Genomic DNA, 21,492 nt, shown 5'->3' on the forward strand with positions numbered 1-21,492 from the left:
GGAGCATCATGGCCATAGACATCACCATGCCCGCCCTGTCTCCGACGATGGAATCGGGGACACTCGCCGCCTGGCACATCAAGGTGGGCGATACCGTCAGGCCCGGCGACGTGATCGCCGAGATCGAAACCGACAAGGCGACCATGGAGGTGGAAGCCGTGGACGAGGGCGTGGTGCGCGCCTTGCTGGTGGAAGCCGGCACCGAGAATGTGGCCGTCAACGCCGTGATCGCCCAGCTGGAAGGCGAGGGGGATGAAAACGCCCCTGCCACTGCACTCGATGCCGCCACAGATGCCGTCGCTCCAGATGCCGCCGCTCCAGACGCCGCCCCCCCGGCACCCGCGCCCAAGGCGGACAGGACAGAAGCAGATGCGGGCGCGGGCCGTTCTTCGCTTGCCGCCACCCCGCCGCCACCAAGGAAGGCCGGGGAACGCATCATTGCCAGCCCGCTTGCCCGGCGGATCGCGCAGCAGGAAGGTGTCGATCTCTCCGCCCTCGATGGCAGCGGCCCGCGTGGCCGCATCGTGAAGGCGGATGTGCTGGCGGCAGCCAGTGCGGGCGCAAAGCCTGCCGGGGCTGCGAAGCCCGCTGCCGAAGCGGCAATGCCAAAGGCAGCCACGCCCGAAACGGATGTGCCGCACGAAGCGGTCAAGCTGTCGAGCATGCGCAAGACCATCGCGCGCCGGCTCACCGAATCGAAGCAGACGGTTCCGCACTATTATCTGGCGCTGGATGTCAGCCTCGATGCGCTGCTGAAGCTGCGGGCCGAACTGAATGATGCACTGGCGCCGCGCGGCGTGAAGCTGAGCGTGAACGACCTGCTGGTGAAGGCGCTGGGCCTGGCGCTGATCCAGGTGCCGGATGCCAATGTCAGCTTCGCTGGCGACCATCTGAAGAAGTTCAGCCGTGCCGACGTCTCGGTGGCTGTCGCCATTCCGGGCGGGCTCATCACCCCCGTGATCCGCGATGCCGCCGGCAAGCGGCTTTCGGACATTGCAGCCGACATGAAGGATCTGGCCGCGCGCGCCCGCGACGGCAAGCTCAAGCCTTCCGAATATCAGGGCGGAACCGCGAGCCTGTCGAACCTTGGCATGTATGGCATCCGCCAGTTCAGCGCGGTGATCAACCCGCCCGAGGGGATGATCATGGCTGTCGGCGCCGGCGAAAAACGGCCCTGGGTGTCGGGGGATGATCTGGTGGTTGCAACCGTGATGTCCGCAACCGGCAGCTTCGATCATCGCGCCATCGACGGCGCTGTCGGGGCGGAGCTGATGCAGGCCTTCAAGCAACTGGTGGAAAACCCGCTGGGAATGCTGGCCTGAACCTGCCGGCTGATGCATTCGGGTTTTGACGCGCCCCTTGGGCGCAGTGGAGATAATGATGTCCGACCGTTTCGATCTCGTCGTCATCGGGTCAGGGCCGGGTGGCTATGTCTCTGCCATCCGGGCGGCCCAGCTTGGGCAGAAGGTCGCCATCGTGGAGCGCGAACGTCTTGGCGGCATCTGCCTCAACTGGGGCTGTATCCCGACCAAGGCGCTGCTGCGTTCGGCTGAAATCAAGCATTATCTCGACACGGCGGCATCCTATGGCCTTTCGGTCGAGAAGGCCGGTTTCGATCTTGCCAAAGTGACCGAGCGTTCGCGCAAGGTGGCCGGGCAGCTCAATTCGGGCGTGAAGGGCCTGATGAAGAAGAATGGCATCACCGTGCTGGAAGGGGAGGCGACCCTTACTGCAGCCACCAGGGTGAAGGTGGGGGATCGAACGCTCGAAGCCGGCAATGTCATCGTGGCGACAGGCGCGCGCGCGCGGGAACTGCCGCATCTGAAGGCCGATGGCGAGCGGGTCTGGACCTATCGCCACGCCATGGTGCCGCCGGCCATGCCAAGCGATCTGCTGGTCATCGGATCGGGCGCCATCGGCGTAGAATTCGCCAGCTTCTACAGTGATATGGGCGCCAGGGTCACGATCGTCGAAATGCAGGATCGCATACTGCCTGTCGAGGATGCAGAGATTTCCGCCTTCATGGAAAAGGCGCTGTCGAAGCAGGGCATGACGATCCGCAAAGGGGCGAGCGTCGAGAAGCTGGCGGTGGATGCCGATGGCGTGACAGCAACCATCAGCGGCGAGGCGGCCCGCTTCAGCCATGTGATCGTGGCGATCGGCATCGCGCCCAACACCGAGGGGCTTGGCCTTGAGGCGCTGGGCGTGAAGACGGAGCGCGGCCATATCCAGACCGATGAATGGGGCCGCACCAGCGTGCCCGGCCTGTGGGCAATCGGTGACGTCACTGGTCCGCCATGGCTTGCCCACAAGGCGAGCCATGAAGGCGTCGTCGCTGCCGAAAAGATCGCGGGCGAAGCGCATGCCCACCCGATGGACAAGTCCAACATTCCCGGCTGCACCTACAGCCGGCCGCAGGTGGCCTCCGTCGGCCTGACGGAGGAAGGCGCAAAGGCTGCCGGGCACAGTGTGAAGGTGGGCCGCTTTCCGTTCATCGGCAATGGCAAGGCGATTGCCCTCGGCGAGCCGGAGGGGCTGGTGAAGACCGTGTTCGACGCGAAGACCGGCGAACTTCTGGGCGCGCATCTTGTCGGGGCGGAAGTGACAGAAATGATCCAGGGCTATGTCATCGCCCGCCAGTGCGAGGCGACGGAGGCCGAACTGATGGCGACCATCTTCCCGCACCCGACCATTTCCGAAGCGATGCATGAAAGCGTGCTGGCTGCCTATGGCCGCGCCATCCATATCTGAAGTCCGTCTGCGGCCAGCCACGCTTGATGATGCGGCCGCCTGTGCCGCAATCTATCGTGTGCATGTGGAATCGGGCACCGGCACTTTCGAGACGGAGGCGCCCGATAGCGTGGAAATGGCCGCCCGCATGGAAAAATGCCTTGCCCGGGGCTGGCCATGGCTGGTGGCGGAACGGGGCCATGAGACGCTGGGCTTTGCCTATGCCGGGCAGTTCCGGGACAGGGCCGCCTATGCCCATTGCGGCGAAACCAGCATCTATGTGGCTTCGGGGCAGGAAGGGCAGGGCATCGGCCGGCAGCTGATGGCGGCGCTTCTCGATGCATCACGCCGTGCCGGTTACAGGCAGATGATCGCCGTGATTGGCGACAGCGAGAATCATGCCTCCATCGGGCTGCATCGCGCCTTCGGATTCCACCATGTCGGAACCATGGAAAAGGTGGGGCTGAAGTTCGGCCGCTGGCTCGATGTCGTGCTGATGCAGCGCGGGCTCGACTGAGCCCGCGCCACGGCAGCGTTTCCGGCTCGGGTTCTCAGAGGTCGAGCGGCAAGGCCTGGAATTGTCCCGTCTTGGGGTCGAGGATCTTGAGCGCCCCTTCGGCGATGTCGAAGATCGTACCGTGCAGCTTCAGCTTGCCGGCCTTTTCGGCTGCGGCAACGAAGGGGTAGGTGCGCAGATTGTCGATGCTCAGGCGCACACTGGCCTGTTCGAGCGTGCGCTGGGCGTCGATGTCAGGCGAAAGGGCGCAGGCCGCCTTCACGGAATCGCGCGCGGGCGCAATGAATTCCATCCATGCATGCACATGCTTGCCGGCGACGGGATTGTCGAAATCTCCGGCGAGGGCGGCTGCAATGCCGCCGCAACGGCCATGGCCGAAGACAACGATATGGTGAACTTCGAGACCGCTGACTGCATATTCAACTGCAGCGGCAACGCTGGACTGTCCGGAAATTGCGCTGAAAGGCGGAACCAGGTTTGCAATATTGCGCAACACGAACATTTCCCCGGGGCCGGCATCGAACACGCGGGTCGGGTCCACACGGCTGTCCGAGCAGGCGATGACCATCACCTTCGGATCCTGCCCCTGGGCCAGCCTGTCATAGCGTTCGCGCTGATCGCGGTAATCGCCGAGACGGAAGCGGCGGTAGCCATCGAGAAGGGCCTTGAATTCTGGCATCGATCATCCTGGGATTCGTGAACGTCAGGGGAGCATCTGCACCGACCAAGCGTACAATGGAATACCCAGGATGATGTTGAAGGGGAAGGAGATGGCGAGCGACATGCCGATGTAGAGCCCGGCATCGGCCCTGGGCAGGGCAAGGCGCATGGCTGCGGGCACCGCGATATAGCTTGCCGAAGCGCAAAGGATGGTGAAGGCGGCGGCCGTTCCGCCTGAAATTCCGAGGAGCGCGCTGGCGGCAAGCCCGATGGCTGCGTTCAGCAAGGGAATGAGGATTGCCAGAAGCGCGAGCGGCACGGTGAGGCTGCGGGCTTCGCGCAGGCGGCGGGCGGCAAGCAGGCCCATGTCGAGCAGGAACAGGCAGAGCACGCCCCGGAACATGTCGGTGAAGAAGACGGAGACCGGCTGATAGGCATCCTTCCCGGCGATGACGCCAATGAGAAAGGAGCCGACCAGAAGGACGACGGGACCGTTCAGCAGCACTTCCCGCCAGACGCTGTGCTCGCCGAAGCCTTCGGCGTTCCGCGTGCTGCCAAGGTTGCCGAGGGAGCCACGCGCCAGCAGCAGGCCGGCGATGATGGCGGGCGTTTCCATCAGGGCAAGCACGGCCACCATCCAGCCCGCAGCCGGCGCGCCCTGTGATTCCAGAACGGCAATGCCGGTTACGAAGGTCACGACCGAGACGGAGCCATAATGGGCTGCAACCGCGCCGGCGTTCATGCTGTCGAGACGGCCGATGAAGCGCAGGAGCTGGAAGGCGAGGAATGGCAAGGCAAAGCTGAGTAGCAGGCCGGCAAGGCCTGTCGCCAGCATGCCGGGATCAAAACCGGCCTCGGCGACCTCGATCCCGCCCTTCAGGCCGATCGCGGCCATCAGGTAGAGCGACATGCCCTTGGAAATGCTTTCGGGAATCGAAAGGTCCGACCGTGCAAAGGAAGCGATGGCCCCGAGCACGAAGAAAAGGATGACCGGCGAAGCGAGGGTTGAAACTATGTCGTTCACGAGGGTCGGCGCTAGGAGGCGCGACCAGCCTTGGCAAGCGTTTCTGCTCGCTTCTCTGCCGCCGATTTCAAGATCTCATAGGCGGCCTGAACGGCCTGGAAGCGTTTTGCCGCATCCGCATTGCCGGGATTGAGATCCGGGTGGTTTTCCTTGGCCATGCGGCGATGAGCAGCCTTGATGGCGGCTTCATCGGCATCCGGCGGCAGGTCGAGAAGGCGCAGCGCGTCGAGTTCGGCGCGACTCCGGCGGCCATCCCCCTGGCCCCATTCCCAGTGGCGGGCACGTTCATAGGCACGGGCGCCCTGGCGCTCCTGCTCTTCCTGGGCGGCGGCTTCTTCCGCGCTCAGCGCATCGAAATAATTCCAGCCCTTGTTGTATTCTGCGGCATGGGCTTCGCAGAACCACCAGCGGTCCGGCTTGTTGGGGGCTTTGGGCGCCGGGCAGGTGCCGGGCAGTGTGCAGCCATGACGGTCGCACAGGCGCTGCGCCTCGGGCGTTCGCCCGGCGCCTTCATAGGGCCTCCAGCGCGGGAAGCCCCAGTCGTTGCTGCGACGGCTTCGTTTCATGCCCTCTGTCCGTGGCAGGCCACGGCCGCGATGTCAGCCCCCCGGGCTGCCAATCCGGCCTGAAAAGCGGAAGGGCGCGACGACATGTGCCGCCGCGCCCCTTGCCTGCATCCGCTTGTGAGTATGAGGCCGGCTGATCAGGCCGCCTTGGGGGCTGCGTCGAGCACGCCCTTTTCGACATGGGCTTCGAACTGGGCGAAGTTCTCAACGAACATCTTCACCAGCGCCTTTGCCTTTTCGTCATAGGCGGCCGGATCGGGCCAGGTCGCGCGCGGGTCGAGGATCTTCGCATCCACGCCGGGCACGCTCACGGGCACCATGAAGCCGAAATAGGGGTCACGGCGGAAGTCGGCGGCCTTCAGGCTGCCGTCGAGTGCCGCGTTCAGCAGGGCGCGTGTCACCTTGATCGGCATGCGTTCGCCGACGCCATACTGGCCGCCGGTCCAGCCGGTGTTCACCAGCCAGCAGTCCACGCCGCCCTTGGCGATCCGCTCCTTGAGGAGGTTGCCGTAGACGGAGGGATGGCGCGGCATGAAGGGCGCGCCGAAGCAGGTGGAGAAGGTGGCGTCTGGCTCGGTCACACCGATTTCCGTGCCGGCGACACGGGCCGTGTAGCCGGACAGGAAGTGATACATCGCCTGGTCGGGCGTGAGCTTGGCAATCGGCGGCAGGATGCCGAAGGCGTCCGCCGTCAGCATAATGATGTTGCGCGGAACCGGGCCGAGATTGTCCTTGGACGCATTCGGAATGAAGTCGATCGGATAGGAACCGCGGCTGTTCTCGGCGAGGCTGTTGTCGTCCAGGTCGATTTCGCGGGTGGCGGGGTCGATCACGACATTTTCAAGCACCGTGCCGAAGCGCTTGGTGGTGGCGAAGATTTCCGGTTCCGCCGTGGGCGAGAGACGGATCATCTTGGCGTAGCAGCCACCTTCGAAGTTGAAGACGGCGGTATCCGACCAGCCATGCTCGTCGTCGCCGATCAGCGTGCGGCTGGCGTCTGCCGAAAGGGTCGTCTTGCCGGTGCCCGAAAGGCCGAAGAAGACGGCGGTATCGCCGGCGGGACCGATGTTGGCCGAGCAGTGCATCGGCATCACGCCCTTGGTGGGCAGCAGATAGTTGAGGATGCCGAAGACCGACTTCTTCATCTCGCCGGCATAGGCGGTGCCGCCGATGAGGATCAGCTTTTCAGTGAAGTTGACAGCGACCACCGTTTCCGAGCGGCAGCCATGGCGGGCCGGATCGGCCTTGAAGCTGGGCAGGTCGATGATGGTGTATTCGGGCGTGAACGCTTCAAGCTCGGCAGCCGTCGGGCGGACCAGCAGGGTGCGGATGAAGAGGGAGTGCCAGGCGAATTCGGTGATGACGCGCACGTTCACCCGGTTCTCGGCCTGCGAGCCGCCGAACAGATCCTGGGCGAAAAGCGTTTCCTTCTCGGCCACGGCCTTCAGGAAATCTTCCTTGAGGGCAGCGAAGTGGGCCGGGTCCATCGGCTTGTTGGACTTGCCCCACCAGACGGTCGACTCGGTTTCGGCGTCCTTCACGGTGAACTTGTCGTTGGCGGAACGGCCGGTGTGCCTGCCCGTTTCCACGACAAAGGCGCCATCTTTCGACAGCAGGCCCTCGCCGCGCTGGACGGCCATCTCGATGAGCGGCGCGGTGCCGAGGTTCCAGTTGACACTGGCTTTGGTCTTAATGCCCTGGGCCTCGAGCCCGATGCGTCCTGAAGTCGCCACGTTCACTCCCTTCACAAAGTCCGCCGGGCCGGTTTTTGCGCGCCCACGGCTTTCGCGCGGCGAATACGGAGCATCCGCCGCCAATCAAAGTCAGCCGCTCAGTAACGGACGAAGGGCCACATGTGAAGCGTGGTAAACATGAAGCTTTGGTACATGCGGCGTTAGCAGCTATACGGGCAACGCATGAGCCATGGGCCGCCACCCGATCCGCAACATGTGCCGGGATGACCAAGCAACCGACATGAGCAACACAATCGCCCTCGTCGATGACGACAGGAACATTCTCACCTCGGTGAGCCTCGCGCTTCAGGCCGAAGGCTTCACGACGCGCGTCTATGCCGATGGCGCGGCGGGGCTGAAGGCGCTTCTGGAGAATCCGCCCGACCTTGCCGTCGTGGACATCAAGATGCCGCGCATGGACGGCATGGAAATGCTTCGCCGCCTGCGCGAGAAATCCGACCTGCCGGTCATCTTCCTGACATCCAAGGACACGGAGATCGACGAAGCCCTCGGCCTTGCGATGGGCGCCGACGATTACATCGGCAAGCCCTTCAGCCAGCGCCTGCTGATCGAGCGGATCCGCGCAGTGCTGCGGCGCACCGCCAACCGCCGCAATGGGGCAGGGGAAAGCCTGGCCCAGGCGGAACCCATCGTGCGCGGCAAGCTGGAGATGGACCCGGCCCGCCACCGCGTGCGCTGGGGCGGGCGCGATGTGGCGCTGACGGTCACGGAATTCCTCATCCTCGATGCGCTCGCCCAGCGGCCGGGTTTCGTGAAATCACGCGACCAGCTGATGGACGTGGCCTATGCCCACGACAATTATGTCGATGACCGCACCATCGACAGCCACATCAAGCGGCTGCGAAAGAAGTTCCGGTCGGTCGATCCGGATTTCAAGGCGATCGAAACCCTCTATGGTGTCGGCTACAGGTTCGACCAGGAGGATTAGGCCGTGAGGGCAGGCCGTGAGAACCGGGGCTTGAGGATGGTGGCTTGAGGACCGTAGTTTTGAGGATCGGGGCGTGACAGTCGCTGCTGCGCATGGCCATGGGACGTCGATGGCGCGGGGCAGGCGGGGCACGCCGCGTTTCTCCGGCTGGTCCTCGCTGGTAACGCGCATCCTTGTCGTCAATCTCGTGGCCCTGCTGGCGCTCGCAGGTGCGCTTTTCTACATCGAGAGCTTCCGCGCCCGCATGCTGGAAACACGCGGGCAGGAACTGATGGGGCAGGGCGAGATCATCGCCCAGTTCCTGCAAGCTCAGGGCATCGATTCCGGGGACGATGTGATCCTCGGCATATCCAGCGCGCGTGGCACGCGCATCCGTCTTTACGATGCCGATGGGAACGAGCGCGCCGACAACTGGGACAACCCCGCCGTCACGCGGTTCGAGCTTGTCGACCCGACGACCGAGGGCTTCCGCCGGGAAAGCGCGATCCTGATAGACCGCGTGGTCGATTTCCTGACCGGCCAGAAGGAATTTCCTCTGCTGGATGAGCCGGGCGCGGGCAACCGTAGCGACTGGCCGGAAGTGGAGACCGCCGCACGCGAGGGCCGCCCGGTCATGCAGGCGCGCCAGAACCGCGACCGGCTGGTGGTGCTGCACGCGGCCGTGCCGGTCATGGCAGGCGATACCGTGCCGCATCCTGTCGTGCTTCTGGCCGTCGATACGCCCGATGTCATCGACCTCGTGCGGCGCGAGCGCATGGCGACATTCCTCGTCTTTCTCTTCGTGCTTGGCCTCACACTATTGTTCAGCCTCTATCTGGCCCGCACCGTGGTGATTCCGTTGCGTCAGCTGGCGCTGGCCGCGCACAGGGTCCGGCTCGGGCGGGACAGGCATGTCGTCGTGCCGCGCCTGCCCCACAGGCGCGACGAGATCGGCGGCCTTGCCCGCGCGCTTGCCGACATGACCACGACCCTGCGCCACCGCATCGATGCCACCGAGGCGTTCGCGGCCGATGTCGCCCATGAGCTGAAGAACCCGCTGGCAAGCCTGCGGAGCGCGGTGGAAGCGCTTGGCAGCGTGAGGGACGAGGCCGCCCGCGCCCAGCTCTTCGGCCTGATCGACGAGGATGTGCGCCGCATAGACCGGCTAATCACCGACATTTCGGCCGCTTCGCGCGTGGATGCCGAGCTGTCGCGCACGCGGCTCCAGCCGGTCGATCTGGGGCGGCTGGTATCCGGAATTGTCGCTGCACAGACGGCCGCCGGCCCGCTGCGGGGCGGCGTGCGGATCGATGTGCGCGTGCCGCCGCCCGGCGTGGCGATGGTGGCGGCGGACCCTGACCGCCTTGCGCAGGTGGTGAACAACCTGCTGGACAATGCCCTCAGCTTTTCGCCCGAGGGCGGGGTTCTGTCAGTCATGGTCCACAGCCTGCCGGAAGCGATCGAACTGCGGGTGGAGGATGAAGGGCCGGGCGTGCCGCCCGAAGTGCGGGATTCCATCTTCGACCGCTTCTATTCCGAGCGCCCCGGCCATGAGGATTATGGCCAGCACAGCGGGCTCGGCCTCTCCATAGCGCGCGCCATCACGGAGGCGCTTGATGGCGCCATCCGGGTCGAGGACAGGGCGGACGGCAGGCCGGGCGCGGCCTTTGTCGTGACGCTTCCGCCGCTCTGATGTCGGGCACGCTGCATGCAACGGCGGTCGCCATCGGGGGCAGGGGGGTGCTGCTGACGGGCCGGCCGGGCGCCGGCAAGTCGGACCTTGCCCTGCGGCTCATCGATCGCGGCGGCGTTCTGGTTTCGGATGACAGGGTGATCGCCACGGCTGAAGGCGGCAGATTGCGGCTTTCGCCGCCGCCCACCATAGCCGGGCTGATCGAGGTGCGCGGCATCGGCCTCGTGCGCATGCCGTTCCTCGACCATGTGCCGGCATGCCTTCTCATCGATCTGGGCATGGAGCCAGAGCGCCTGCCCGATCCGGTAACGCGCGACGTGAACGGCGTGGCGCTGCCGCTTCTTGCCTTGCGCCCCTTTGATGCATCGGCCGCCATCCGCGTGGAACTGGCTGTGGCCCTTGCAGCCCGAAATGGGCTAGCCATGGGCCATGACTAGCGAATCCCCAAAGGCCAGCGCGCGGGCCAGCCCGCCTGCCGATCACTCCCCTGCCGATCACCCCCCTGCCGATCACCCCGTTGACGGCGCGCAGGCCGATGCCACCGATGAACTGGGCGCGCATGTCCTGATCGTCACCGGGCTTTCCGGTGCGGGCAAGTCGACGGCCCTGAAAGCCCTGGAAGACCAGGGCTATGAAGCCGTCGACAACCTGCCGCTCTACCTTCTGCCCACCTTGCTGACAGCATCGGGCGGGCACCGGCTTGCGATCGGCATCGACGTACGCACGCGGGCCTTTTCCACCGAGCTTGTGCAGGGCGCCATTCGCGGCCACGCAACGCCGGATCGCCCCATAAGGCTGCTCTATCTCGACTGCGCCGGCCATGCGCTCATCAAGCGCTTTTCGGAAACGCGCCGCCGCCATCCGCTGGCTGCCGACCGTCCCGTGAGCGACGGCATCGCGCTGGAACGCGAGCTTCTGGAGGGCCTGCGCCGCGAAGCCGACGTGGTGATCGACACCACCGATTTCAGCAGCAACGACCTGCGCCGCGCCATCCAGACCCGCTTTGCAAGGCCAGGCGGCAGGGGCTTCACGCTGACGCTGATGAGCTTCGGCTACGCCCGCGGCATTCCGCGCGATGCCGACCTCGTTTTCGACATGCGCTTCCTGAAGAACCCGCACTGGGTGCCCGCGCTTCGGCCGCTCACGGGCCTTGATCCGGCCGTCCGCGCCCATGTCGAGAGCGACCCGGCCCACAGGCCGGCCTTCGACGCCATTCTTGGGCTTCTAACCCGGCTGATGCCCGGCTATGCGCGGGAAGGCCGGGCCTATCTGATGGTGGCGTTCGGCTGCACCGGCGGGCGGCACAGATCGGTTGCCACCGCCGAGGCGATGGGCGAGGCTCTCGCCGGGGCCGGCTGGCCGAACATGGTGGTTCACCGTGATCGCGCCAATGGCCCGCAGGACGACGCACCCGTGCCGGAAATGGAGAAGGGTTTGGAATGATCGGCTTGGTTCTGGTGACGCATGGCCGCCTCGCGCAGGAATTCGTCGCGGCGATGGAGCATGTCGTCGGCCCGCAGGCGCAGTGCCTTTCGGTCTGCATCGAAGCCAATGACGACATGGAGGTGAAGCGGGCCGAAATCGCCAGCGCCGCCGCCGAAGTGGACAAGGGCGCCGGCGTGATCCTGCTGACCGACATGTTCGGCGGCACGCCTTCGAACCTTGCCATCTCGCTTCTGGGCCGGCCCAACCTGGAAGTGATCGCCGGGGTGAACCTGCCCATGCTCATCAAGCTCGCCAGCGTGCGCAAGGTGAAGAGTGTCGGCGAAGCCGTGGACATCGCGCAGGAAGCGGGGCGGAAATATATCTCGGTCGCCAGCCGGCTTCTGGGTGAGGCGGCTTGAGCGCCGGCCCGGTCACGCTGCCCATACGCAACAAGCGCGGGCTGCATGCGCGGGCCAGCGCAAAGTTCGTCACGCTGGCCAGCCAGTATGATGCGACCGTCACTGTCTCGAAGGACGGGTCGGACGTGCTTGGCACGTCGATCATGGGCTTGATGATGCTGGCGGCCGCCAATGGCGACAGCATCGATGTCCGGGCGGAAGGGCCGCAGGCCGAAGAGGCTCTGGCGGCCCTTGTGGAGCTGGTGGCCCGGAAATTCGGCGAGGACTGACCCCGCCCTGCCGGTTCAGCAGCCTGTTCAGCCGCCAGCCGCCTCGCTCTGCAGTTGCAGATAATTCTGCAGGCCCTGGTCTGCGATCATCTTCTGCTGCGTCTCGATGAAGTCCACATGCTCTTCCTCGGCTGAAAGGATGGAAAGCAGGAGATCGCGGCTGACATAATCCCGCACAGATTCGCAGTGGGGAATGGCTTCCTTCAGCAGGGCGATGGCCTCGATTTCCAGCTCCAGATCGGCCTGGAGGATTTCCGGCACATTCTCGCCGATGCGCAGCGGGTTGAGCGACTGCAGATTGGGCAGGCCGTCAAGGAACAGGATGCGCTCGATCAGCTGGTCGGCGTGCTTCATCTCGTCGATCGATTCGTGATGTTCGTGCGCAGCCAGCTTCTTCACGCCCCAGTCGGCCAGCATCCGGTAATGCAGGAAATACTGGTTGATGGCGGTCAGCTCGCCCTTCAGAACCGCGTTCAGATACTCGATGACCTTCCTGTCGCCCTTCATGGCAGCCCTCATTCTGTCTGGAGTTTCCGGGAAACTAGGACTGTCTTTGATAAATGTCAAATAATTTCAGATATTTATTTGCAAACGGCTTTGAATAGCATTTGCATTGCAGGGCAGGGCGGCGAGCCTTGCCTCGCCCGGCAAATGCTCTAGAGCAGGCGGCCATGAGCGAGACCCAGAAGGCGGCAGATTACCGCCATACCGTGTTCCTGCCCGAAACGGGCTTCCCCATGAAGGCCGGCCTTGCCGCGACCGAGCCGCGCCTTCTGGCGCGCTGGCAGGCAGAGGATGCCCATGCGGCCTTGCGCAAGGCGCGCACGGGTGCGCCGCGCTGGATCCTGCATGATGGCCCGCCCTACGCCAATGGCGACATGCACCTCGGCCATGCGATGAACCACATCCTGAAGGATTTCGTGGTCCGCACCCGGTCGATGATGGGCTTCGATGCGCCCTATATCCCCGGCTGGGACTGCCACGGCCTGCCCATCGAATGGCGGGTGGAAGAGCAGAACCGCGAAAAGGGCGTGAAGAAGGGCGAGATGGACTTCATCGCCTTCCGCCAGCAGTGCCGCGACTATGCCGCCCATTGGGTGGGGGTGCAGCGGGAGCAGCTGAAGCGCCTTGGCATCTGGGGGAACTGGGACGAACCCTATCTCACCATGAATTTCGACGCCGAGGCGGTGATCGCATCGGAGCTGATGAAATTCGCCGAAAGCGGCCAGCTCTACCGCGGCGCGAAGCCGGTGATGTGGTCGCCTGTGGAGCAGACGGCGCTCGCCGAAGCGGAAGTCGAATATGAGGAGATCACCTCCACCCAGGTGGATGTGGCCTTCGAGATCACAGAGGCGCCCAACGCGCCGGATCTGGTGGGCGCCCATGTCATCATCTGGACGACAACCCCCTGGACCCTGCCGGTGAACCGGGCGCTGGCCTATGGGCCGGGCCTTTCCTACCGGATCTTCGAAACGGCTGCCGGCCGGATTCTGGTTGCACAGGATCTTGCCGAGGCAACGGCTGCGCGCACCGGTCTTGCGCTGGAATCCGGCGCAGATGTGCCGGCCAGCGCCCTTGCCAGTGCCGTTGCACGCCATCCGCTGCACGCGCTGGGCGGATTCTTCGCAGAGCCGCGGCCGCTTCTGCCCGGCGATTTCGTGACGACCGATCAGGGCACGGGCTTTGTCCACATGGCCCCCGACCATGGCGAGGACGACTTCCTGCTGTGCAAGGCTCACGGGATCGAGCCGAAGTTCGTTGTCGGCCCCGATGGCATCTACGAGGACGGCTGGCCCGTGGTGGGCGGCCTTCACGTCTACAAGGTGAACGCGCCCGACGGGCCGGTCTGCAATGCCCTGCGCGAAGCCGGCGCGCTGCTGGCCGCCAGCGCGGATTACCGCCACAGCTATCCGCACAGCTGGCGCTCGAAGGCGAAGCTCATCTATCGCTGCACGCCGCAATGGTTCGTGGCGATGGACCGCGACATCGGCGACGGCACGACGCTCAGGGAGCGCGCGCTGAAGGCCATCGGCGAAACCCGCTGGTTTCCGGCCCAGGGCGAAAACCGCATCCGCTCCATGGTGGAGGGCCGGCCCGACTGGGTGCTCTCCCGTCAGAGGGCCTGGGGCGTTCCCATCACGCTTTTCGTGCTGAAAGGCACCGGCCATTACCTGAAGGATGCCGAGGTCAACGCCCGGATCGCCGACGCCATCCGCGAAGAGGGAGCCGATGCGTGGTGGACGCGTGACCCGCAATCCTTCCTCGGCGACCGCTACCGCGCCGAGGATTATGAGCAGGTCACCGACATTCTCGATGTCTGGTTCGACAGCGGATCGACGCACGCCTTCGTGACGGAAGCCCGGCTGGGCGCGGCGCAGGCCGATCTCTATCTCGAAGGCTCCGACCAGCATCGTGGCTGGTTCCAGTCCTCGCTGCTGGAAAGCTGCGGTACGCGCGGGCGCGCACCCTACAAGGCCGTGCTCACCCATGGCTTCACGCTCGACGAGCGCGGGCGCAAGATGTCGAAGTCGCTCGGCAATGTCATCGACCCGCTGAAACTCATCAGCGAAAGCGGCGCCGATGTGCTGCGCCTGTGGTGCGGCACGGTCGATTTCGTCGAGGATGTGCGGCTCGGCAAGGCGATGCTGCAGACTTCGATCGATGCCTACCGAAAGCTCAGGAACACGCTGCGCTATCTGCTGGGGGCGCTGAATGGCCATGACCCGGCCGATGCGATGCCGGTGGCGGATATGCCCGAACTGGAGCGCTACATCCTCTCGCGGCTTGCGGCACTCGACGCCGATCTGCGGGCCGCGGCAGAGGTGCATGCCTATAATCGTTACACGGCAGCCATCATTGCTTTCGTGAACCAGGATCTGTCCGCCTTCTTCTTTGATGTGCGCAAGGACAGCCTCTATTGCGACGCGCCCGACAGCCCGCGCCGCCGTGCCTGTCGCACCGTGCTCGCCACCCTGTTCGATGCGCTGACCCGCTGGCTGGCCCCGGTTCTGGTCTTCACCGCCGAAGAGGCGTTCGAGCAGCGCTATCCCGGCGGCGGTTCCGTGCATCACCAGACCTGGCTTGCCATTCCCGAAGGCTGGCGCGATCAGGCGCTCGAAGCGAAGTTCGCCCGCCTGCGGGATATCCGGGCCGAGGTCACGCAGGCGATCGAGCCGATGCGGCGCGAAAAGAAGGTCGGTTCCTCGAATGAAGTCGTCGTCTCGCTCGGCCTCGGTAGCCGTGCCGATCTCGACCTCGTGCAATCGGTCGATTTCGCGGAGCTCTGCATCGTCTCCGCAGTCGATGCGCGGCTGGCGGAAGGGGAGGCTGAAGACATTGCGGTCGTGGCGGGCGTGAGCAGCGACCCGCGCTGCGCACGCTGCTGGCGGCAACTGCCCGATGTGGCGGCGGAAAGCGCGCTGTGCGGCCGCTGTGGCGAAGCCGTGGAGGGGGCGGCTGCATGAAAGGGGTTTCCTATGCCCTTTCAGGCGCTGTCTTTCTGGCCGACCAGCTGAGCAAGTGGTGGATCATCGAGAAGGTGGGCCTGGAGGCGCGGGAAACCATTCCCGTGCTGCCCTTCTTTTCCCTAACCTGGGTCGAGAACCGGGGCGTTTCCATGGGGCTTCTCACAGCGGACAGCGACATGGGCCGCTGGCTTCTGGTAGCCTTGACAGCGGCAATCGCCGTCGTCGTCGCCTACTGGATCTGGCGCGAACAGCGGCGCGGGGACATGGTCGCGCTTGCTCTCGTGCTGGGAGGCGCGCTCGGCAACATCGTTGACCGGGTGCGTTTCGGCTATGTGGTCGATTTCGTCCATTTGCATCTTGGGCAATGGTCCTTCTATGTGTTCAACGTGGCCGATGCGGCGATCAGCATCGGCGTTGTTGTCCTGCTGGTGCGCGCGCTTTTCGGCGGGCCGGACAGCGGGCATTCAGACAGGCGGAACGAAAGACTGCATGATGCGTGAAATACTTCTCCTCGGCGGCGCTGCCCTGCTGCTTTCGGCCTGTGGTGGCGGCGATATCGCCAACCGCAAGCGGCCCGACGAATTTGCCGTCGGCCGCCAGGCGCCGCTCGTGATACCGCCGGATTATGCGCTGGTGCCGCCACGGCCGGGCGCCCCACGCCCCATCGGCGCCGACAGCCAGCAACAGGCGCTGGAAGCCCTGTTCGGGCCGGGCGCCCAGCTTCCGCCGCGCTCGGAGATCGAGGACAAGCTGCTGAGCGACGCTGGCGGCCTCATGACGAACCCGGCAATCCGCAACACCGCTGGTGACCTGCCGGGGCCGGAAGGCACCGTTACGGTGGAAAAGGGCATGTTCCTGCGCGAACTGATGGATTCGCCGGCGATGACCCGCAACCCGGACGTTGCCCGCGTGACCGTGGGCGGCTGAAACGCCGCTTTTCACCGTCCGGCCTGCCTGATCAAGTGTCAGGCAGGCCGAGATCCTCTCTTGGCGCGGTCTCCCCCTAGCGCCCCTTGAACAGCCCGCCCAGCAGCCCGCGCACAAGGCTGCGGCCAAGCTGGGTTGCCGCGCTCTGGGCCGTTGACATCGCAACACGTTCGATCCTGCCCATGGGCGAATTGCGTCGTGCCCGCTGGGCTGCGGCTTCTTCGCGGGCGCGGGCGGCTTCGGCCTTGCGGGCTTCGGCCTCGGCCTTTTCCGCCGCCTCTGCCTTGGCCGCGCGTGCGGCGGTTTTCGAGAGAATCTCGAAGGCAGATTCGCGATCGAGCGTTTCCTCATATTTCCCTGCCAGTGGCGAAGTCGCCATGATGACCTTGCGTTCGCCCGGCTCCAGCGGCCCGAGGCGGGTTGAAGGCGGGCGAATCAGCACCCGCTCGACAGGGGAGGGCGCGCCATCGGCCATCAGCAGGGAAACAAGGGCTTCGCCTGTACGCAGCTCCAGAATCTCGCGTTCGACATCCACGGCCGGGTTCGGGCGGAAAGTCTGGGCGGCTGCACGCACGGCCTTCTGGTCGCGCGGGGTGAAGGCCCGCAAGGCGTGCTGCACCCGGTTGCCGAGCTGGCCGGCAATGCTGTCGGGCACATCCACCGGGTTCTGGGTCACGAAATAGACCCCCACGCCTTTGGAGCGGATCAGGCGGACGACCTGCTCCACCTTGTCGAGCAGTGCCTTCGGGGCATCGTCGAACAGCAGGTGCGCCTCGTCGAAGAAGAAGACCATCTTCGGCTTCTCCGGGTCGCCCACTTCGGGCATTTCCTCGAACAGTTCCGACAGCATCCACAGGAGGAAGGTGGCGTAGAGCTTGGGGCTTCCCATAAGCTTGTCTGCCGCCAGGATGTTCACCTGACCGCGGCCGTCTTCCGCAATCCGGATCATGTCGCTGATCTGCAGCGCCGGTTCTCCGAAGAAACGGTCCCCGCCCTGGGATTCCAGCGCCAGCAACTGGCGCTGGATGGCGCCGACAGATTGCCGCGACACATTGCCATAGGCGGTTGCCAGCGCCTTCGCATTGTCCGCGCACCAGACCAGCATCTGCTTCAGATCCTTCAGGTCCAGAAGCAGCATGCCCTGATCATCGGCCACTTTGAAGGCGATGGCCAGCACGCCTTCCTGCGTTTCGTTGAGGCCCAGAAGCCGCGCCAGCAGCAGCGGCCCCATTTCCGAAATAGTGGTGCGGACAGGGTGGCCCTGCTCGCCGAACAGGTCCCAGAAGACGGCAGGAGTGTCGGCATAGGGGTAGTTGCCAAGGCCGATGTCGACGGCACGGGACTGGAGGGCATCGTGCAGCTTTGAAGTGGCCGATCCGGGCATGGCGATGCCGGAAAGATCGCCCTTCACGTCTGACAGGAAAACCGGAACTCCGGCGTTGCTGAAACCCTCGGCGAGTACCTGGAGTGTGACCGTCTTACCGGTGCCGGTGGCGCCGGCGATAAGGCCGTGTCTGTTGGCGCGCTTCAGAACCAGCATCTGCTGGTTCGTTCCGCCGAATTGCGCACCGATGAAGATGTCAGCCATTTCCCGATTGCCCCTGATTCCCGGATTTAAGCTTACCGGTAGAGGAAGTGGCACACCCGGGGAAATGGTTGAATCTTCAAAACGCCCGGTTCAGCAGGCGATTGCACGCTTCCTGCGGCTTGCTGAGCCGACGAGCCCGAAGCCGGTGATCATCAGCGCCCAGGTGGCCGGTTCCGGCACCCCCGAAACATCGCCGACCAGAGCAGTGCTGGAACCGATCAGCCCGATTTCCGGACCGCCGAAGAATGTGCCACGCACATAGGATTGGCTGGAGGATTGCGGAATGAGCTTTTCGATGGACTGTCCATAGCCCCAGATCAGCGAATCCGAGGGTCCTACGGTTACATCAGCCTGCACGAAGTCTGCGACCGGGAACCATGTGCTGCCCGCAATCAGACCAAACTGCGCGAACACCGGGTTCCACACCGCGGCTTCCGCGGCTGCTGAACCCCACCAGCCCCCTCCGAGCGAGACATAGGCGTTTCCGCCGCCATTCACATAGGTCGCGAAATCTTCCGTGTTCACGCTCTGCCCGAAATGGAAAACGGCGTCATAGGCCGACGCGCTGGCCAGATCGAAAGAGGTTGCGTAGCTGACGGCCTTGCCAAGAGACTGGAACTGAGCCGTTGCCTGACTGAGCATCGATTGGGAAACATTCCCGTTGCCGGTGAGAAACAGATAGTCAGACCCGCCGAAGGTTGCAGCAAGGCTGTTCACGAACTGAGTAGTGCCGGCGATGTACGGCGCATCATAGGCGTAATTGGAGAGTTGCCATTCGTCACCCGAGGCGACCAGCGTTCCCGCAAAGGCGGCAGACGCTAGACTGCCGCCGACAGCCACAGCCGCGAAACGCGCAAAGATCCCGATCATGTAATGTCCCCTGATATTGCCCTGTTTGGGACAGAACACCCATAGAGGTGAAAATCAAGGTGCTTCGCCAGTATTTCCTGACTGTTAACCACTTTAATGCGAAGGGCCTGCCGGATCGGGTCCGGCAGGCGACCTATCGGCTTACTGGATCTTCACGCCTACGAAGCGGCCGGGCGTGTTGCCGCGCTGGACAAAGAGAAGCACCGTGTCCCGTCCGGCCCGACGCGCCTCGGCAACGGCGTTTGCTGCTTCCTGCGGCGAGCTGACTGGCCGCTGGTTGATGGAAACCAGTATGTCGCCACGGCGCAAGCCTTCCTGGGCCGCATTGGACGAGGGGTTCACACGCGCGATGACGACGCCCTTCACCGTATCGGGCAGGCGAAGCTGCTGGCGGATTTCAGGTGAAAGCGCCTGCAGCGTCAGGCCGAGGGATTTGCGCGCGGCCTCTGCACCGGGCTGGTCCGCTTCATCGCCATTGGCCTGTGTTTCAGGCTCGGGCTGGCCGAGAAGGGCGGTTTCGGACGGACGCTCGCCAATGGTGGCGGACAGCGTCACGCGCTTGCCACCACGGATCACCTCGACCGGGATTCGGGATCCGATCGGCGTGTTGGCCACGATGTAGGACAGGCTGTTGTCGGGGGAGACGTCCTGACCGTTGACCTTGACCACCACGTCGCCCTGCTGGATGCCAGCCTTGCGCGCCGGGCCGTCCGGTTCGACTGCGGCAACGATTTCGCCACGGTTCTTCGGCAGGCCGAGCGAATCCGAAATGGCGGGCGACATGTTCTGGATCTGCACGCCGAGATAGCCGCGGCGGACCTTGCCACTGGTGCGCAGCTGGTCGATCACGGGCTTTGCAAGTTCGGCTGGAATGGCGAAGCCGACCCCGACATTGCCGCCGGTGGGCGAGAAGATGGCCGTGTTCACGCCGATGACATTGCCATTCAGATCGAACAGCGGGCCGCCGGAATTGCCCTGGTTGATCGAGGCATCCGTCTGGATGTAGCGGTCATAGGCGCCGCCGCCCTGGATGCCACGATGCAGTGCCGACACGATGCCGGCCGTCACGGTGCCGCCCAGCCCGAAGGGGTTGCCGATGGCGATCGCCCAGTCACCCACGCGGGCGCCCTGGCTGTTGCCGAACTGCACATAGGGCAGGTCAGCGCCGTTGATCTTCAGGAGGGCCAGATCCGACAGCGGGTCGCGGCCGATCACGCGGGCGGTGAATTCGCGCCGGTCGGAAAGGGTCACGGTGATGGTGTCGACGAGCTTCTGCCCGTCGCGACCGGAAATCACATGATTGTTGGTGACAATATAGCCATCGGGGGAAATCACGAAGCCCGAGCCGAGGGAGGTCGCCTCGCGGGTGACGGGCTGGCCGTCTTCCGTCTGCTGTTCCTGGAAGCGGCGGAACAGATCCTCAAGGTTCATGCCGGGGCCGAAGCGCGGGAAGCTGCGCACCTCGACCCGCTGGGTCGTGGAGATGTTGACAACGGCCGGTTGCAGCCTGGCCGTGAGGTCGGCGAAGCTCATCGGCGCGCCGCGTGGAGCCTGCGCAGGAAGGCTGGCGGCAGGCTGTGCCGCCGCAGCGGGCGCAGCTACCGGTTGTGTCGCTGTCTGGGCAAGCACCGGAAGCGTCGTGGCAACGATAGCAGCAACCCCTGCCGATACGCCAAGGGCAAGGATGCTGGTCCTGCTGGTGCTGGTCGGGATGCGGGACTTTTCAGGGCTTGGGGTATCGGACACCGGATGCTCTCCCGTTCTTCTGTTCATGGCGCTTCTTTTCCATGGCCGATTGAATAGGCGCTGAATGGAGGGAAAGGCGCGTCGGGGCGCTTTTCCCTCCTTCGGCCACGCTTAGCGCCGGCCCCGGAATTCCCGAAGGAATTCATTGTCCGGGCTCAGCACCATCGCGCTGTTTCCTTCGTTGAAGCTGGTCCGGTAGGCCTGCATGGAACGATAGAAAGCATAGAATTGCGGGTCCTTGCCGAAGCTTTCGGCATAGACGCGCGCTGCCTGGGCATCGGCTTCGGCGCGGATGATCTGCGCATTCTTCGCGCCCTGGGCGCGGATGGTCAGGGCTTCCTGCTGGCGAGCAGTCCGCATCCGCTCGAAGGCGGCTTCGAGCGGGGTGCCCGGCGGCAGATCGGCCCGCTTGATGCGGACATCGATGATTTCGGCGCCATAGGCGTTGGCCGAACGGTTCACCGCATTCTGGATCGAATCCATCAGCTGCCCCCGCTCGGGAGAGAGCAGGGCGTCGAAACGCTGCTTGCCAAGCTCGTTCCTGAGCCGCGACGACAGGATCCGCGATAGCTCCTCGGCCACGCGCTCTTCGCTGCGCACGGTCTGGTACATCTTCAGCGGGTTGACGATGCGGAAGCGCGCATAGGCGTCCACCACAAGGCGCAGCTGGTCGGTCGAGAGTACGGTCTGGGGCAAGATATCCAGCGACCGGATCCGCTTGTCCACGAAGATGGCATTCTGGACGAACGGTGTCTTGAGGACGAGGCCGGCGCCGGTTTCACCGAACAGCTGGTTCGGCTTGTAGGTGTTGACCGTGGCCACGGGGCGGCCAAGCTGCAGGATGATGGCCTGCCGGTCTTCCGGCACGCGCAGGACGGACATGGAAAGAATGAAAAGGCCGATTGCCAGGGCAATGACCGCGATCATGAT

Annotated in this window: 21 protein-coding genes; 12 read left to right on the top strand and 9 right to left on the bottom strand. The window is 64.7% G+C overall.

Annotation, left to right across the window (positions count from 1 at the left end):
• The first annotated feature begins 8 nt into the window (after nt 1-8).
• From ACUJ46_RS05555 to ACUJ46_RS05565, 3 genes are read left to right on the top strand one after another with little or no spacing between them, the layout of a single operon-like run.
• On the top strand, nt 9-1,322 hold the full coding sequence (locus tag ACUJ46_RS05555; RefSeq protein WP_445389422.1) for a pyruvate dehydrogenase complex dihydrolipoamide acetyltransferase: 1,314 nt from the start codon (nt 9-11) through the stop codon (nt 1,320-1,322).
• 58 nt (nt 1,323-1,380) lie between these two features.
• Nucleotides 1,381-2,751, top strand: a complete 1,371-nt coding sequence (gene lpdA / locus ACUJ46_RS05560; RefSeq protein WP_445389423.1) for a dihydrolipoyl dehydrogenase — start codon at nt 1,381-1,383, stop codon at nt 2,749-2,751.
• On the top strand, nt 2,729-3,247 hold the full coding sequence (locus tag ACUJ46_RS05565; RefSeq protein WP_445389424.1) for a GNAT family N-acetyltransferase: 519 nt from the start codon (nt 2,729-2,731) through the stop codon (nt 3,245-3,247). Before lpdA ends, ACUJ46_RS05565 begins: the two co-directional genes overlap by 23 nt.
• Before the next feature lie 34 nt (nt 3,248-3,281).
• Here the strand turns inward: ACUJ46_RS05565 and ACUJ46_RS05570 are convergent, their stop codons facing one another.
• The 4 genes from ACUJ46_RS05570 to ACUJ46_RS05585 all read right to left on the bottom strand — a co-directional run bounded on the left by ACUJ46_RS05570 (nt 3,282) and on the right by ACUJ46_RS05585 (nt 7,230).
• Nucleotides 3,282-3,926 (bottom strand): carbonic anhydrase, encoded by a 645-nt coding sequence (locus ACUJ46_RS05570; protein ID WP_445389425.1) that lies wholly within the window; start codon nt 3,924-3,926, stop codon nt 3,282-3,284.
• 24 nt (nt 3,927-3,950) lie between these two features.
• Nucleotides 3,951-4,931 (bottom strand): sodium-dependent bicarbonate transport family permease, encoded by a 981-nt coding sequence (locus ACUJ46_RS05575; protein WP_445389426.1) that lies wholly within the window; start codon nt 4,929-4,931, stop codon nt 3,951-3,953.
• A gap of 11 nt (nt 4,932-4,942) precedes the next feature.
• The gene (locus tag ACUJ46_RS05580; RefSeq protein WP_445389427.1) at nt 4,943-5,497 is read right to left on the bottom strand and encodes a J domain-containing protein; all 555 of its coding nucleotides are present in this window, start codon (nt 5,495-5,497) and stop codon (nt 4,943-4,945) included.
• A 137-nt stretch (nt 5,498-5,634) separates the two neighbouring features.
• The gene (locus ACUJ46_RS05585; protein WP_445389428.1) at nt 5,635-7,230 is read right to left on the bottom strand and encodes a phosphoenolpyruvate carboxykinase; all 1,596 of its coding nucleotides are present in this window, start codon (nt 7,228-7,230) and stop codon (nt 5,635-5,637) included.
• 241 nt (nt 7,231-7,471) lie between these two features.
• Here ACUJ46_RS05585 and ACUJ46_RS05590 point away from each other — a divergent pair, with 241 nt between their 5' ends.
• The 6 genes from ACUJ46_RS05590 (at nt 7,472) to ACUJ46_RS05615 (ending at nt 11,964) form a co-directional block, all read left to right on the top strand.
• Nucleotides 7,472-8,179 carry a response regulator transcription factor gene (locus ACUJ46_RS05590; RefSeq protein ID WP_445389429.1) on the top strand — a complete coding sequence of 236 codons (708 nt, stop codon included), beginning with the start codon at nt 7,472-7,474 and terminating at the stop codon, nt 8,177-8,179.
• A gap of 73 nt (nt 8,180-8,252) precedes the next feature.
• A complete protein-coding gene (locus tag ACUJ46_RS05595) occupies nt 8,253-9,851 on the top strand; it encodes a HAMP domain-containing sensor histidine kinase (RefSeq protein ID WP_445389430.1) in 1,599 nt (532 codons plus the stop codon).
• Nucleotides 9,851-10,288: an HPr kinase/phosphorylase gene (locus ACUJ46_RS05600; RefSeq protein WP_445389431.1), complete on the top strand. Its 438-nt coding sequence runs from the start codon at nt 9,851-9,853 to the stop codon at nt 10,286-10,288. The genes ACUJ46_RS05595 and ACUJ46_RS05600 overlap by 1 nt, the downstream gene beginning before the upstream one ends.
• Complete coding sequence (gene rapZ / locus ACUJ46_RS05605) at nt 10,281-11,294, top strand: RNase adapter RapZ (protein ID WP_445389432.1); 1,014 nt, start codon at nt 10,281-10,283, stop codon at nt 11,292-11,294. Before ACUJ46_RS05600 ends, rapZ begins: the two co-directional genes overlap by 8 nt.
• Nucleotides 11,291-11,695: a PTS sugar transporter subunit IIA gene (locus tag ACUJ46_RS05610; RefSeq protein WP_445389433.1), complete on the top strand. Its 405-nt coding sequence runs from the start codon at nt 11,291-11,293 to the stop codon at nt 11,693-11,695. The genes rapZ and ACUJ46_RS05610 overlap by 4 nt, the downstream gene beginning before the upstream one ends.
• Nucleotides 11,692-11,964, top strand: a complete 273-nt coding sequence (locus ACUJ46_RS05615) for an HPr family phosphocarrier protein (RefSeq protein ID WP_445389434.1) — start codon at nt 11,692-11,694, stop codon at nt 11,962-11,964. Before ACUJ46_RS05610 ends, ACUJ46_RS05615 begins: the two co-directional genes overlap by 4 nt.
• 27 nt (nt 11,965-11,991) lie before the next feature.
• Here the strand turns inward: ACUJ46_RS05615 and bfr are convergent, their stop codons facing one another.
• Complete coding sequence (gene bfr / locus ACUJ46_RS05620; RefSeq protein ID WP_445389435.1) at nt 11,992-12,471, bottom strand: bacterioferritin; 480 nt, start codon at nt 12,469-12,471, stop codon at nt 11,992-11,994.
• A gap of 164 nt (nt 12,472-12,635) precedes the next feature.
• Between bfr and ileS the strand changes: the two genes are divergently transcribed.
• The 3 genes from ileS to ACUJ46_RS05635 are packed head-to-tail and all read left to right on the top strand — an operon-like array spanning nt 12,636 to nt 16,358.
• Entirely contained in the window at nt 12,636-15,428 is a 2,793-nt protein-coding gene (gene ileS / locus ACUJ46_RS05625) for an isoleucine--tRNA ligase (RefSeq protein ID WP_445389436.1), read from the top strand.
• The gene (lspA, locus tag ACUJ46_RS05630; protein WP_445389437.1) at nt 15,425-15,931 is read left to right on the top strand and encodes a signal peptidase II; all 507 of its coding nucleotides are present in this window, start codon (nt 15,425-15,427) and stop codon (nt 15,929-15,931) included. The genes ileS and lspA overlap by 4 nt, the downstream gene beginning before the upstream one ends.
• Nucleotides 15,921-16,358, top strand: coding sequence for a DUF3035 domain-containing protein (locus tag ACUJ46_RS05635; protein WP_445389438.1), 438 nt, complete (start codon nt 15,921-15,923; stop codon nt 16,356-16,358). The genes lspA and ACUJ46_RS05635 overlap by 11 nt, the downstream gene beginning before the upstream one ends.
• Before the next feature lie 76 nt (nt 16,359-16,434).
• Here the strand turns inward: ACUJ46_RS05635 and ACUJ46_RS05640 are convergent, their stop codons facing one another.
• From ACUJ46_RS05640 to hflC, 4 genes are all read right to left on the bottom strand, one after another.
• Entirely contained in the window at nt 16,435-17,946 is a 1,512-nt protein-coding gene (locus tag ACUJ46_RS05640; RefSeq protein WP_445389439.1) for a helicase HerA-like domain-containing protein, read from the bottom strand.
• A gap of 90 nt (nt 17,947-18,036) precedes the next feature.
• Entirely contained in the window at nt 18,037-18,816 is a 780-nt protein-coding gene (locus ACUJ46_RS05645; protein ID WP_445389440.1) for a PEPxxWA-CTERM sorting domain-containing protein, read from the bottom strand.
• 141 nt (nt 18,817-18,957) lie between these two features.
• Entirely contained in the window at nt 18,958-20,589 is a 1,632-nt protein-coding gene (locus tag ACUJ46_RS05650) for a DegQ family serine endoprotease (RefSeq protein ID WP_445389441.1), read from the bottom strand.
• A gap of 84 nt (nt 20,590-20,673) precedes the next feature.
• Nucleotides 20,674-21,489, bottom strand: a complete 816-nt coding sequence (hflC, locus tag ACUJ46_RS05655; protein WP_445389547.1) for a protease modulator HflC — start codon at nt 21,487-21,489, stop codon at nt 20,674-20,676.
• Nucleotides 21,490-21,492: the final 3 nt, after the last annotated feature.

This window comes from Sandaracinobacteroides sp. A072, from assembly GCF_052616365.1.